This is a genomic window from Pseudomonas sp. HMSC067G02, from assembly GCF_001813485.1.
Taxonomy (GTDB): domain Bacteria; phylum Pseudomonadota; class Gammaproteobacteria; order Pseudomonadales; family Pseudomonadaceae; genus Pseudomonas; species Pseudomonas aeruginosa.
In genome coordinates this window covers 279664-293504 of record NZ_KV812681.1, presented here as the reverse complement: position 1 = coordinate 293504, position 13841 = coordinate 279664, and the positions used below count along the sequence as shown (strand labels likewise).

The 13841-nt window shown below is 67.4% G+C and carries 12 protein-coding genes; 7 read left to right on the top strand and 5 right to left on the bottom strand.

Annotated features, from left to right (window positions below; translation table 11 throughout):
• Positions 1-11 precede the first annotated feature (11 nt).
• A complete protein-coding gene (gene muiA, locus HMPREF2914_RS16140; RefSeq protein ID WP_023092026.1) occupies positions 12-1667 on the top strand; it encodes a mucoidy inhibitor MuiA in 1656 nt (551 codons plus the stop codon).
• Positions 1668-1795: 128 nt separating this feature from the next.
• Entirely contained in the window at positions 1796-2794 is a 999-nt protein-coding gene (locus HMPREF2914_RS16135; protein WP_003087175.1) for a sulfate ABC transporter substrate-binding protein, read from the top strand.
• Between the two features lie 81 nt (positions 2795-2875).
• Here the strand turns inward: HMPREF2914_RS16135 and HMPREF2914_RS16130 are convergent, their stop codons facing one another.
• On the bottom strand, positions 2876-3232 hold the full coding sequence (locus HMPREF2914_RS16130) for a DUF1937 family protein (RefSeq protein ID WP_003087170.1): 357 nt from the start codon (positions 3230-3232) through the stop codon (positions 2876-2878).
• A gap of 60 nt (positions 3233-3292) precedes the next feature.
• Positions 3293-4528, bottom strand: a complete 1236-nt coding sequence (eutH, locus tag HMPREF2914_RS16125; RefSeq protein WP_015503189.1) for an ethanolamine utilization protein EutH — start codon at positions 4526-4528, stop codon at positions 3293-3295.
• Between the two features lie 346 nt (positions 4529-4874).
• Here eutH and HMPREF2914_RS16120 point away from each other — a divergent pair, with 346 nt between their 5' ends.
• From HMPREF2914_RS16120 to HMPREF2914_RS16105, 4 genes are all read left to right on the top strand, one after another.
• Positions 4875-5651 (top strand): DeoR/GlpR family DNA-binding transcription regulator, encoded by a 777-nt coding sequence (locus HMPREF2914_RS16120; protein WP_003083169.1) that lies wholly within the window; start codon positions 4875-4877, stop codon positions 5649-5651.
• 184 nt (positions 5652-5835) lie between these two features.
• Positions 5836-7245 (top strand): NAD(P)/FAD-dependent oxidoreductase, encoded by a 1410-nt coding sequence (locus HMPREF2914_RS16115; protein ID WP_009314775.1) that lies wholly within the window; start codon positions 5836-5838, stop codon positions 7243-7245.
• A complete protein-coding gene (locus tag HMPREF2914_RS16110; RefSeq protein WP_003133161.1) occupies positions 7232-8470 on the top strand; it encodes an NAD(P)/FAD-dependent oxidoreductase in 1239 nt (412 codons plus the stop codon). Before HMPREF2914_RS16115 ends, HMPREF2914_RS16110 begins: the two co-directional genes overlap by 14 nt.
• 20 nt (positions 8471-8490) lie before the next feature.
• Positions 8491-9906, top strand: a complete 1416-nt coding sequence (locus tag HMPREF2914_RS16105) for a glycerol kinase (protein WP_023092027.1) — start codon at positions 8491-8493, stop codon at positions 9904-9906.
• Positions 9907-9913: 7 nt separating this feature from the next.
• On the opposite strand, the gene HMPREF2914_RS16100 is transcribed toward HMPREF2914_RS16105, so the two are convergent.
• Both HMPREF2914_RS16100 and HMPREF2914_RS16095 read right to left on the bottom strand, forming a co-directional pair.
• Positions 9914-11014 (bottom strand): DmpA family aminopeptidase, encoded by a 1101-nt coding sequence (locus tag HMPREF2914_RS16100; protein ID WP_003087164.1) that lies wholly within the window; start codon positions 11012-11014, stop codon positions 9914-9916.
• Between the two features lie 13 nt (positions 11015-11027).
• Positions 11028-12395, bottom strand: a complete 1368-nt coding sequence (locus HMPREF2914_RS16095) for an APC family permease (protein WP_003110692.1) — start codon at positions 12393-12395, stop codon at positions 11028-11030.
• 200 nt (positions 12396-12595) lie between these two features.
• Here HMPREF2914_RS16095 and HMPREF2914_RS16090 point away from each other — a divergent pair, with 200 nt between their 5' ends.
• On the top strand, positions 12596-13402 hold the full coding sequence (locus tag HMPREF2914_RS16090; RefSeq protein WP_003083150.1) for a helix-turn-helix transcriptional regulator: 807 nt from the start codon (positions 12596-12598) through the stop codon (positions 13400-13402).
• A 3-nt stretch (positions 13403-13405) separates the two neighbouring features.
• On the opposite strand, the gene HMPREF2914_RS16085 is transcribed toward HMPREF2914_RS16090, so the two are convergent.
• Positions 13406-13822, bottom strand: coding sequence for a hypothetical protein (locus tag HMPREF2914_RS16085; RefSeq protein ID WP_023092028.1), 417 nt, complete (start codon positions 13820-13822; stop codon positions 13406-13408).
• Between the last annotated feature and the right edge of the window lie 19 nt (positions 13823-13841).

Genomic DNA, 13841 nt, shown 5'->3' with positions numbered 1-13841 from the left:
GAAGAGATATCGTGAATCGACTCGCCGCCTCTCCGCTCCTGTTCGCCGGCCTGTTCGCCAGCGCTCCGTTGCTGGCCGCGCCACAAGCGGTCGACAGCCGCATCAGCGCGGTCACCGTCTACGCCGACCGTGCCGTGGTCACCCGCACCGCCCGCCTGCAATTGCCCAAGGGCCAGCATGAGATCGCCCTGGAGCAACTGCCCTTCCAGCTCGACGACGCCAGCCTGCGCGCGTCCCTCGGTGCCAGCGCCGCCGCTACCCTGCTCGACGTCAGCAGCGCCGCGCAACGGGTCGAGCGCCCGGACGACAACCGTGTGCAGCAACTCGACCAGCAACTGCGCGAGATAGACCGGCAACTGCGGGAAATCCATGACCGCGGCAGCGTGCTCGAAGCGCAGAAGAAGTTCCTCGCCGACATCCAGAGCGGCAGCACCCAGCCCGGTAAGGATCGCCCCATGCCCGGCATCGACGAGCTGAAGAGCCTGCTGCAACTGACCGAAGGCAACCTCGAACGCCTGCTCGCCGAGCAGCGCCAGCTGGACGACCGCGCCGCCGAACTGGAACAGCGCAAGCAGCAGTTGCAGGAGCAGCGCGGCACCCTCAACGGCGACGGCAAGCGCTTCAAGCGCGCGGTCCTGCGGGTCGCCCTGGAGCAACCGGCACAGGTCGAGGTGAAGCTCGACTACACCCTGCGCGACGCCTCCTGGCAGCCGACCTACGACGCGCGCCTGCGCGACGGCGCGAAGACCATCGAACTGACCTACCAGGGCCTGGTCCGGCAGAGCAGCGGCGAAGACTGGACCGACATCGACCTGACCCTCTCCACCGCCCGTCCGGCCCTGGGCGGCAACGTACCGCGGCTGAATCCCTGGATCGTCGACATCGACGCGCCCAACGCCTACTACGGTGCCGAGATGGCCATGCAGGACGCTCCGGCGCCCATGCCGCAAGCCGCGCCCATCGCCAGGACCTCGGCGAAGATGGCCATGCCGGCCTCGGCGCCGAAGCTGGCCGAGGCGCGGCTCGCCACCGCGGAGGTCAGCAGCGGAGCCGCCAGCGCCTCTTTCCACATCCCCGTGCCGGCGACCCTGAACAGCGACGGCAGCGCGCAGAAGGTCACCATCGCCCGCCTGGAAATGCCGGCCAAGCTGCGCTACCTGGCGGCCCCGGCCCTGCGCGAAACCGCCTACCTGGAGGCGGAAACCCGCAACGACAGCGACTACCCGCTGCTCCCCGGCACCCTGAATACCTTTCTCGGCAACAGCTTCGTCGCCAGCGGCCATCTGCGCGGGGTGATGCCCGGCGAGAGCTTCGAACTGGCACTGGGCGCCGACGAGAGCATCGGCATCGAACGCAAGCTGGTCAAGCGCTACACCGACAGCAGCGGCCTGATCGGCAACCGCACGCGGGTCAACTACGAATTCCGCATCGACGTGCGCAACAACCACAAGAACGCCGAACGCGTGCAGTTCGAGGACCAGTTGCCGGTCTCGCGCAACGAGCAGATCCAGGTCACCTTGCTGGAACCCAAGGCACAGGAAATCAAGCGCGAGGACGACGGCAAGCTGAAGTGGGACTGGACCCTGCAACCCGGCGAGAAACGCAGCGCCACCCTGAAGTTCAGCGTGGAGTATCCCAAGGACCTGGCGGTCAGCGGCCTCGACTAGCGCTGGCCAAAGCGCCGGCCGCGGCATAGGCTCGAGCGGGTAATAAGCAAAGCAGTTTTTGATATTTACCCTGCATATAACCCGACGTTATAGTCGAGCCACTACAACATGCCCAAAGGAACTGCCCTGTGAAACGACTGTTCAGCGCCTCCCTGCTGGCCGCCGGCCTGGCGCTCGGCGGCGCCGCTCACGCCGCCCAGCCCCTGCTCAACGTCTCCTACGACGTGATGCGCGACTTCTACAAGGAATACAACCCGGCCTTCCAGAAATACTGGAAAGCGGAGAAAGGCGAGAACATCACCATCCAGATGTCCCATGGCGGTTCCAGCAAGCAGGCGCGCTCGGTGATCGACGGTCTGCCCGCCGACGTCATCACCATGAACCAGGCCACCGACATCGACGCCCTCGCCGACAACGGCGGCCTGGTGCCGAAGGACTGGGCGACCCGCCTGCCGAACAACAGCGCGCCGTTCACCTCGGCCACCGTGTTCATCGTTCGCAAGGGCAACCCCAAGGCCCTGAAGGACTGGCCGGACCTGCTCAAGGACGGCGTCCAGGTAGTGGTGCCGAACCCCAAGACCTCCGGCAACGGCCGCTATACCTATCTCTCCGCCTGGGGCTACGTGCTGAAGAACGGCGGTGACGAGAACAAGGCCAAGGAGTTCGTCGGCAAACTGTTCAAGCAGGTACCGGTGCTCGACACCGGCGGCCGCGCCGCCACCACTACCTTCATGCAGAACCAGATCGGCGACGTACTGGTGACCTTCGAGAACGAAGCCGAGATGATCGCCCGCGAATTCGGCCGAGGCGGCTTCGAGGTGGTCTACCCGAGCGTGTCCGCCGAGGCCGAGCCCCCCGTGGCGGTGGTCGACAAGGTGGTCGAGAAGAAAGGCAGCCGCGCCCAGGCCGAGGCCTACCTGAAGTACCTGTGGTCGGACGAAGGCCAGACCATCGCCGCCAACAACTACCTGCGCCCGCGCAACCCGGAGATCCTCGCCAAGTTCGCCGACCGCTTCCCGAAAGTCGACTTCTTCTCGGTGGAGAAGACCTTCGGCGACTGGCGCAGCGTGCAGAAGACCCACTTCATCGACGGCGGCGTATTCGACCAGATCTACAGCCCCAACTGATCTCTCGCCGCTCGACGAAAAAGCCGGAAGCGCTCGCGCTTCCGGCTTTTTCATTCGGCTTGCAGTTCAGCCACTGCCGCCTCAGCGAAACTCGTGCTCCACCTCGGACCAGAGGCTCACCCGCTGTCCGCCGGCCTCGAAGAACTCCATCTCGCGGCGGATGCCGGCGCTGTCTCGCCAGCCCGGCAGGTCGAGGACGATCAGCTCTTCCAGGTGATCCATGTAGAAGGCGTCCACTGGCGCCCACAACCTGCCGATCGCCGCGCGGTCGAGATCGGCCAGGCACAGGTTGATCGGGTGGGACATGGAAACCTGGCTGAATACCACGTGGCCGGCGCGGACGATGGTCGCCGCGACCTCGTTGCAGGCACGGAAGCGCTGCTCGACCACCTCGGCGTCGGCATGGCTGTAGGGACAGGCTAGGAATATCTTGCGCATGGTTACCTCGTTGCGGAAAAGCGACGCCGCGATGGCTCGCGGCGCTCGTCGGGAGATGTTTCAGGTTGCGTGCAGGGCGCTTTTTTCCGCCTCGTCATGCTCCTGCTCCTGCCGGGCATAGCGCTCGGCGGCAGGCACCGAGATGCGGATGGCGATGAATACCGCCAGCAGGCCGCCGAACAATTTGCCGAGCAGGATCGGCAGGATCAGCGTCGGCTGGAAGTTGGCGGTGAATGCCAGGTGATCGCCGATGGTGGCCTGGGCGCAGACGCCCAGGGCCACGCAAAGCACCTTGTCGCGAGCATTCATGTATTTGAACAGGTGGTAGGTGGCGATGATGTTCGCCAGTACCATGACAAAGGCGGTGGCGCCCGGCTGGGACAGCCCCAGGTAACGGCCGAGGACCGCCATCGGGCGCTTGCAGTAGCGCTGGAACAGGTAGCAGATGGGGAAGGTCCCGGCCAGCATGATGCCGATGTAGCCAGCGATCTCGATGGCGCGGAACAACTCTTTCTCGTCGGCGAACATCGGGTCGAAGCCCCAGCCGCCGAAGACCTTGGTGAAGACTCCGGTGAAGTGCTGGACGATGGAAAGCGCCAGGGCCATCTTGATGAACGCGTCCATCACCTTGCCGAATACCAGGAACCCGGTGACCATCGCCGTCGCCCGGTACTTCAGGCCGGCGGCCAGCAGGAAGCAGAAGACGAACAGCGGCGCTAGCAGCCGAAGCATGCCGAGGAAGTCCAGCGACAGGTAGTGCAGGGCCGGCGAACCGGTCGATACCAGTTCGCGCACCGGGATGTGGTTGAGGGTAATCAGCAGCAACGCCGCCAGCACCGCGAACGGAATGCTGATCAACCCGGCCATCGCCCCCAGCGCCAGGTACTTGTGGTCCTTGCGCTCGAGCATGGTCAGGCCGACCGGGATCAGGTAGACGATGGTCGCGCCGGAGGTGTAGCCCACCAGCATGGCGGTAATCCACATGTCGCGGTTGGCGGTCAGGGCATCGGCCAACTGGTAGCCGCCCATGTCCACCGCGATGATCGACAGCGCGGCGATGGATACGTCGGAACCGAGGGTCTGGAAGAACGGGCCGAGGGCATGGGAAATCGCCTTCGACAGATAGGGAATGGCTACCATGATGCCGGCCTGGGCGAGGAACACCGGACCGATGGCGTGGATGCCGTTGACGAACTCGCGGCCCAGACCGCTTTCCGGGCGCAGGATGGAAGCCAGCGCGCCAAGTACCGCACCCAGCATGATCAGGTAAATCACATAGTTTCCGAACTCGGCCATCTGCGTCGTTCTCCCCTCGGCAGGCTCCCGTAGCGGGATGCGTTCTTCTGGTTGTCTGGTCGGGAGGCCGGCCACGCCGGTCGCTCCGCCGAAGCGAACACTCGCATTTCGCGTGCCACAATTTGGTTTTCGTGTTGATTTGAAGGTTCGTTTTACCTAAATTGGTCACCCATACGGTCAAGTAGGCGGCCAATCCAAGAGCGTACCTGCCTTACGGACCTGTGGGATTTTCCGCCGGGCCTGCGCAAAGCCTCGCCCCGCCCCCTTCCGCCCAGCGCCGCCAGGCGCTACCGGGCGATTCACGGTAACAATCGCCGCACCAGGATGCGGCCCATGGGAGAACACGATGCGCCCCGAGGAACGCCGCCGCCACATTCTCGAATTGCTGCGCCAGCGCGAGCGGATCTCGGTGGACGAACTGGCGCGGACCCTTTCCACCTCCCAGGAAACCATTCGCCGCGACCTCGCCGCGCTGGCCGAACAAGGCCTGGTCAGCAAATTCCACGGAGGGGCCGCCCTGCCGCCCAGCGGCGAGCACGAGAACGCCTTCCAGACCCGAATGAACGAGCACGCCCAGGAAAAACGCGCAGTCGCCCGCTACGCCGCCGGCCTGTTCGGGCCCGGTGACAGCATCTTCATCGACACCGGCACCACCACCCTGCTGTTCGCCCGCGAACTGGCGCGCCAGAGCCATCTGACGGTGATCACCAACTCGCTGTTGATCGCCGGCAGCGTCGGCGCCTCCGGCAACCGTGCATTCATGATCGGCGGCGAGTACCGCCCGGAATCCGAACAGAACGTCGGCGCCCTGGCCATTGAGCAGATCGCCCGGTTCAACGCCGAGCATGCGGTGATCACCGTCGGCGCGCTGAACGGCGATGGCGCCATGGATTTTTCCATCGAGGAAGCCGAGATCGCCCGTGCCATGATCGCCCAGGCCCGCCAACTGACGGTTATCGCCGACTCCTCGAAGCTCGGCCGGCGCGCCCTGTTCCAGGTCTTCCCGCTGAGCCGGATCAACCGCCTGGTGGTCGACCGCAAGCCTACCGGGGAACTCTGGGAAGCCCTGCAACAGGCGCGGGTGGAAGTCCACGAAGCCCCCCTGCGCACCCCGCAGGCCTGACTCCCCTCGCGGGCAGCCCCGGAGACAGGCCGGGGCTGTGCCGGTGGCTGCCCGTCGATTAATCGATTGACTGTTTCTTTTTCAGTTGCCACATTAAAACAACAAATTTCACATAAAATTCTGTGTGAAAATTCAGTGTTACGGTCAAAAAGCAAACTGATACCAAAAGAAACAGGCAGAAACGATGACTGAGCCGCTTGCGACAAAGACCGCGATCTTCGACGTTGCAGTGATCGGCGCTGGCGTGGTGGGTTGCGCCATGGCCCGCCGCTTCGCCCTGGAAGGTGCGCGGGTGGTCCTGCTGGAAAAAAGCACCGACATCCTCTCCGGTGCCAGCAAGGGCAACAGCGCGATCCTCCATACCGGTTTCGACGCGCCGCCCGGCAGCATCGAACTGGCCTGCATGCAGGAGGGCTATCGCGAATACCGCGACATCCATGCGCGCCTCAACCTGCCGCTGCTGGAAACCGGCGCCCTGGTGGCGGCATGGAGCGACGAGGATCTGGCGCGCCTGCCGGCCATCGTCGAGCAGGCCCACGGCAACGGTGTCGATGACGTCCGCCAGATCGGTCGCGACGAGGTCCTGGCGCTGGAGCCGCAGTTGGCCGGCAATGTGCTCGGTGCGGTGCGGGTCCCCGGTGAGCATCTGATCGACCCCTGGTCCGCGCCGCTCGCCTATCTGCAACAGGCGCAGGCCCATGGCGCCGAGGCCTGTTTCAACGTCGAGGTGCTGGACGGCGCCTTCGACGGCGGCGAATGGCTGTTGCATACCCGCCGCGGCGATCTGCGCGCGCGCCAGGTAATCAACTGCGCCGGACTCTTCGGTGACCAACTGGAACAGCGCCTGCTCGGCGCGGCGAGCTTCGCCATCCATCCGCGCAAGGGCCAGTTCGTGGTCTTCGACAAGGCCGCCGCGGCGCTGCTGCGGCACATCCTGCTGCCGGTACCCAACGAGCGGACCAAAGGCGTGGTATTCACCCGTACTGTCTTCGGCAACCTGCTTGCCGGCCCCACCGCCGAGGAACAGGACGACCGCGAACAGGCACGGGTCGACAGCGACACCCTGCAGCGACTGATAGACGCCGCCGTCGAGCGGCTCCCCGGCCTGCGCGGCATGCCGGTCACCGCCACCTACGCCGGGTTGCGGCCGGCCAGCGAAAAGAAGGAATACCGCATCCGCCAGGTCGACGGACGCAACTGGATCAGTGTCGGCGGCATCCGTTCCACCGGTCTCACCGCGGCGCTGGGCATCGCACGCCACGTCTATCGTCTCTACCAGGGTGGGCGCTTCCACGAAGCGGTTCGCGAGCCGCTCTGGCCGCAGGTACCGAACCTCGCCGAACACCTGCCGCGCGACTGGCAGCGTCCCGGCTACGACGAGATCGTCTGCCACTGCGAGATGGTCACCCGCCGGGAAATCCTCGCCGCCCTGGAAGGCCCGCTGCCAGCCGGCGACTTCGGCGGCCTGAAGCGTCGCACCCGCGCCTGCATGGGACGCTGCCAGGGTTTCTACTGCAACGCGCGGGTCGCCGAGCTGAGCGCCGGCCGCCTCGCCCAGCCCCTCGCCACCGGGAGTTGCCATGAGCATCACTGAACAGGTCGACGTCGCCATCGTCGGCAGCGGTCCCGCCGGATTGGCGGCCGCCATCGAACTACGCCGCCAAGGCGTCGCCCGGGTCTGCGTGCTGGAGCGCGACGGCGAGGCCGGCGGTATACCCCGGCATTGCGCGCATCCGCCGTTCGGCCTGCGCGAGCACGGCCGCCTGTTGACCGGCCCGGCCTACGCGCTGCGTAACGTCGAACAGGCTGAACGGGCCGGGGTGGATATCCGCCTGCGCCATAGCGTGGTCGCTCTCGCCGCCGCCGGTCTGCTGCAACTGGCCACCCCCGAAGGCCCGCGCAGTCTGCGCGCGACACGCGTGCTGCTGGCCACCGGCGCACGCGAGACGCCACGCTCGGCGCGCCTGCTGGGCGGCGACCGGCCACTGGGCGTGATCAATACCGGCGCGCTGCAAGCCTATCTCTATCTGCAAGGCCTGAAGCCGTTCGAACGGCCGCTGATCGTCGGCACCGAGCTGGTCAGCCTGTCCGCCGTGATGAGTTGCCGGCGTGCCGGCATCCGCCCGGTGGCCATGCTCGAACGCAACGCACGGGCCACCGCGCGTTGGCCGCTATCGTTGTTTCCCAGGCTGTGCGGAGTACCGATGCACTTCTCCAGCGAGCTGCTGGAGATCGAAGGCCGCGGCCGGGTCGAGGCGGCGCGGGTACGCCTGGGCGACGGGCGGGTCGAACGGATCGCCTGCGACGGCATCCTCCTCAGCGGACGCTTCGTTCCCGAATCGAGCCTGGTCCGCCTCAGCCACCTGGAACTGGACCCGGCCAGCGGCGGCCCGCGCATCGATCAGTTCGGCCGCTGCTCCGACCCCGCCTATTTCGCCGCCGGCAACCTGCTCCGGCCGATCGAGACCGCCGGCTGGTCGTTCCGCGAGGGACGAAGGATAGCCGGCCTGCTGGCCGCCGACCTGCGGGCCGAACTGCCGGTCGCCGCGCCCGGTATCGCCATCGATTGCAGCGGTCCGCTCAAGCTGTGCGTGCCGCAGCGGCTGCTGGCCGACCCGACACCCGGCCTGGCGCATCTGCAGCTACGCGTAAGCGAGGCCGCCAGCGGCCGCCTGCGGATACTGGCCGATGGTCGCCCGGTGTGGGAGCGCGCCCTGTCCTGCCTGCCGGAACGCCGCCTGCTGGTGCCGCTGGCCGCCCTGCGCCTACCGCCGGACACCCGACGCCTGGAAGTCGCCTTCCTCACCTCCGGCCACTGAACCCGCGAAGAGAACCGACCATGCGAATCGCCGCCCTCGACCAGGGAACCACCAGTACCCGCGTGCTGGTTGCCAGCCAGGACGGCAGCGCCGATATTCAGTTGGCGCTGCGTCACCAGCAACATCATCCGCAGTCCGGCTGGGTCGAGCACGATCCGCTGGAACTGCTGGCCAACCTGCAACGCTGCCTGGAGGCCAGCGGCCGGGTCGACGCCATCGGCCTCGCCAACCAGGGCGAAAGCTGCATGGCCTGGGACGCCCGCAGCGGCGAGCCGTTGTCGCCGCTGATCGTCTGGCAGGACAACCGCACCACCCCGCACATCGAGCGTCTACGCGCCAGCGGCGCCGAGGCGCTGGTCCTGGAACGCAGCGGCCTGCCGCTCGATGCCTATTTCTCGGCCAGCAAGCTGGGCTGGATCGTCGAGCACCTTCCTGCCGCTCGCCGGGCTCTCGAGACCGGCCGCCTGCGCCTGGGAACCAGCGACGCCTGGTTTCTCGACCGCTTGTGCGGAACCTTCGCCACCGACGTCACCACCGCCTCGCGCACCGCATTGATGAACCTCGCCGAGGGCCGCTGGGACCCCGAACTGTGCGCCCTGTTCGGCGTGCCGATCGAGTGCCTGCCGGAAATCCGCGATACCGTCGGCCATTTCGGGGTGATCGGCAACACTCCGCTGACGGCCTCGGTGGTTGACCAGCAGGCCTCGCTCTACGGTCACGGCTGCCGCCAGCCCGGTGATGCGAAGATCACCTTCGGCACCGGCGCCTTCGCCCTGACCCTTAGCGGCGAGCGGATCATCCGCTCGCCGGAGACAGGCCTGCTCGCCACCATCGCCTGGCAGATCGATGCCAAGCCGGTGTACGCCATGGACGGCGGGGTCTACGATGCCAGCGCCGCAGTCGAGTGGGCCGGGCGTCTTGGCCTGTTCAGCGACTTCTCGGAACTGGCCGGCTTCGACCGGCCGCCGGCCATCGACCGCGGGCTGGCCTTCGTCCCGGCCTTGTCGGGACTCGCATGCCCGCACTGGGACCGCAGCGCCGGCGCGATGTGGCTGGGAATGGACGCCGGCACCCGCCGCGAGGACCTCTGCCAGGCCCTGCTCGAAGGCGTGGTGCTGCGCAGCGCCGAGGTGATCCAGGCGATGGACGGCTACCTGAAGGTCACCGACCGCCTGTCCATCGACGGCGGCCTGGCGCGCAGCCCCTACTTCGCCCAGTTCCTCGCCGACAGCCTGCAACGGCGCATCGTCACCCAGCGCTTCGACGAACTCACCGCCTTCGGTTGCGCCGCCCTTGCCGCGCGTGGCCTCGGCTACGAGCTGGCGGAGCCGCGCAACACCCGCACGGAGTTCCAGCCGCGGGTCGACGCCGGCACCGCCCGGCGCTGGCAGGTGCGTTTCAGCGAAGCGGTGGCGCGCACCCGCGGCTGGCGCTGAGCCGCTTTCAGCGTCCCGGCCAGCCGGTCTCGCGCAGCGCCGCCAGGAGCGTCTCCCCCTTCAGCGCGGGCACCAGCCGGCCGTCCTCGGTGCGCATGTCCTCGCCGGCCAGCAGCACGTTGACGATGGCTTCTTCCACCGCCTCCGCCGCCGCGGCGAACAACGGCGAGATGTGGTCGTTGTTGAGCATCCGCAGCGGCGTGCTCTGCGGCAGGTCCTTGCGCGCATAGTCGGCTGGCGGCAGGTCCTGGTTGCCGGTGGCGAATGCGAGGAACACGTCGCCGCTGGAGTCCTCGGTGCCACCGCCGGTGCGAGCGATGCCGATCGAGGCGCGCTGCGCCAGGCGCTGGCACTGGTGCGGCAGCAGCGGCGCGTCGGTGGCCAGGATCACCACGATGGAGCCCATGCCCGGGGTGCCTTCCTCGCTGAACGGCGAGGGGATGTCGCCCAGCCGGCGGCCGACCGGATAGCCATCGACCCGCAGCTCGCGACGCTGGCCGTGGTTGGCCTGGACCAGCGCGCCCACCGTCCAGCCGCCCTGCTCCGCCGGCAGCCGCCGCGATGCGCTACCGATGCCACCCTTGAACTCGTGGCAGATCATCCCGGTGCCGCCGCCCACCGAACCTTCGCGGACCGGTCCGGACTCGGCGCAGGCCAGCGCCTCGCCGACCTGGCGGGCGCCGACGTGCTGGCCCCAGATATCGTTGAGCAGGCCGTCGAAGGTCTCCATCACCACCGGCATGCACCAGTACAGCCCGCTGTCGCCGAGTTCGGCGCGCTCCTCGGCGATCAGCGCGTCGCGCACCGCGCCGACGCTGTGGGTATTGGTGATGGCGATCGGGGTGGTCAGCAGGCCGGCTTCACGGATCCACTCCAGGCCCGTGGCGTCGCCGTTGCCGTTGAGCACATGGCAGCCGGCGAAGCAGGGTTGCAGGCGCGCCGCACCGGCGCGCGGCTGGACCAGGGTGACGCCGGTGCGAACCTGCCTGCCGTCGATCCGCTGGTTCAGGGTGCTGTGGCCGACGCGCACGCCGGGAACGTCGGTGATCGCGTTGAACGGGCCGGGAGTGCCCAGGCCGAGGGTGATGCCAAGTTGTCGAGCGCGCATGCGGACTCCTGTTTCAAAGCTTCTGGAACGCCGGACTGAGCTTGCCGTAGGTGCAGTAGAGAATCACCGACACCGCCAGCAGTCCGACAATGATCATCACGTCCCTGGCCGAGGCCGCCAGGAACAGGTTGAGCAGCAGGTATCCCGCCCCGCTCACCGCCAGCAGCGCTGGCAGCGGCCACAGCGGCATCCGGTAGGGATGCTCGCGGTCGCGCCGCAGCACCCGGCTGAACAGCGCGCAGAGGGCGACGATCAGGTAGACCATGACGATCAGCAACACGGTGAACGAGGTCAGTTCGGCCAGGTTGGAGCTGAAGCTCAGCGCCGCCGAGGGAATGGCGAGGAACAGCGTGGCCAGCCAGGGCGATTCCCAGCGCGGATGGATACGGGTGAAGGCACGGTTCAACGCCGGCATCCAGAGCGCGTCGCGACCGCTGCTGAAGATCACCCGGGCGCTCTGGATGACGATGGCGACGATGGCGTTGAACACCGAGAGGAAGATTCCCGCGCTGACCAGGCGCGACAGCGTCTCGTTGCCATGGCTGTTCAACAGGTAGCCGATCGGATCGGGGCTGGCGAGCATCGCCGGGAGCGACGGCGCGCCGATCAGCAGCGCGGCGAGCGGGACGATCTCGATCAGCACCACCAGCGCCAGCGACCAGAGCACCGCGCGATGCACGCTGTGGCCGCCGTCCTTCATGTCCTCGGCGAGCAGCACCGCGCCGCCGAAACCGTTGTAGGAGAACAGCGCGGTACCGACCGCTCCGATCACCAATGCCCAGGGTGCGATCGCCAGCAGCCCGCCGTCGCCGACTACCTGCGGCTGCAGCAGGACGCTCGCCGGTTGCTGTGCATGGCCGAAACCGAGGCCGACGATCACCAGCAGCGCCGCCACTTCCAGCAGCAGGCAGGTACCCGTGACCCAGGCGTTGACGCGGATGTTGAGGATGCCCAGCAGGTAGCTGAAGGCAACGATCGCCAGGGCCACGGTCTGCGCATCGAAGTGGGTGCCGAGGGCAGCGTTCAGGTAAGTCGCCGCGCCGGTGGCGAGCACCGGCGGGATGAACAGCAGCATCGCCAGCACCGTGAGGAAGGTGGCGTAGCCGGCCAAGCCGCCGAACACCCGCTTGGCGTAGACATACTCGCCGCCGGCGGTGCTGTGCGCCCTGCCCAGCTCGGCATAGCACCAGGCGAACATCAGCGCCAGCACCCCGGCCAGGGCGAAGGCCCAGAAGGCGCCGGTGCCGGCCTGCTGGATGGCGAAGGGGGCGATGACGAAGACGGAACTGGCGGGAGTGACCGCGGAAACGGTGATGGCGACCACGTCGAACACGCCCAGGGTGGGTTTCAGCGCACTTTCGGGCGCGGGGGAAGAGCTCATGTCGTTGTCCTCTGATTGTTATTGAAGTTGAGGCAGTAACGGAGACTCGCGGCGGCCCCTTGCCGGGGCGCTGGTTATGCGCCGACTCTAGGAGCGCGGAACCGGCGGGCCAATCACCCTTTGGGGTTACGCCCCTTGACGCGGCGGATGGAAAAGCCGCAAACCGGAGCCTGCGAAAACCCACCGTGGAGCGAATACGGATGCACACCCTGTTCCGGGACATCGGCATGCACGCCAGCCTGGGCCGCGCCATCGAACAGATCGGCGGCAACCGCTTCTGGAAGCAATTGATCCTGCTGCTGCGCCAGCACCTGCCGTTCGACAACGCCCTGGCGATCTTCTACCCCGCCAACGGCGTGCCGGTGGCCCTGGAGGAATACGACGCCGAACCGCACGCCGGGCCGGCCTCGATGCTCGCCTACCTGAACGGGCTGTACCTGCTCGACCCCTTCTACCAGGCTTGCCGGGAAGGCCTGGCCAGCGGCCTGTACCGCCTCGAGGAGATCGCCCCGGACCATTTCCGGCAGAGCGAGTACTACCTTAGCTACTTCCACGACAACGTTCTGGAGGACGAGGTGCAGTTCATCCTACAGGTGCCCGGCCAGGGCGCGCTGTCGCTGTCGTTGGGCATGCAGAGGATGTTCGCCGACGAGGAATGCGGGATGCTCGGCTTGCTCTCGAGCTGGGTCCTGGCGCTAATGCAGCAGCACTGGCAGCAGCGCAGCCAGCGCCTGTTGCCGGCCGCACCGCAGGAAGAGATGGCCACGCAGATACGCGACGCCCTCAGCCACTTCGGCGCCAGCGTGCTATCGGAACGGGAACTGGAGATCGCCCGCCTGATCCTTCGCGGCTACTCGTCGAAGGCCATGGCCGAGCGCCTGGCGATCTCGCCGGAGACGATCAAGGTCCATCGGCGCCACCTGTACGCCAAGCTGGACATTTCCTCGCAACCGGAACTGTTCTCGCTGTTCATCCAGTCGCTCGGGCACGACCCGGAGAACCCCTAGGGGTCATGGATTGGCGTAGCGCCGGCTGAGACCGGGCGGGATGCCGCGGGCGTCGGTCTCGGTCCAGGGACCCTGCGGGCTGGTGGACCAGAACCAGCCGCCGTCCCAGCGGTAGTAGGTACGCTGGCGGTAGTAGAGATCGCGCTCGCCGCGGATCACATAGACCCCCAGGCTGCCGTCCCAGACGCCCTTGCCGCCTGGCGGCGGGGCGAACTGCGGACGCGAGCGGCTGGGCTGCGCCGGAGTCTGCGGTTGCGGGGTGATGCGCGGCGGGGTGGCGCCGGGCGCGCTGGACGGACCGGGCTGCGGCTGGCTCTGCGGCGGCATCGAGGCCGGCGGTTCGCTGGTCTGCGGCGGATGCACCACGCACCCGCCGAGACCGCCCAGGAGAATCGCCAGACCCAGATACTTCGCCTTCACCGCCGCACCTCCCGCCAAC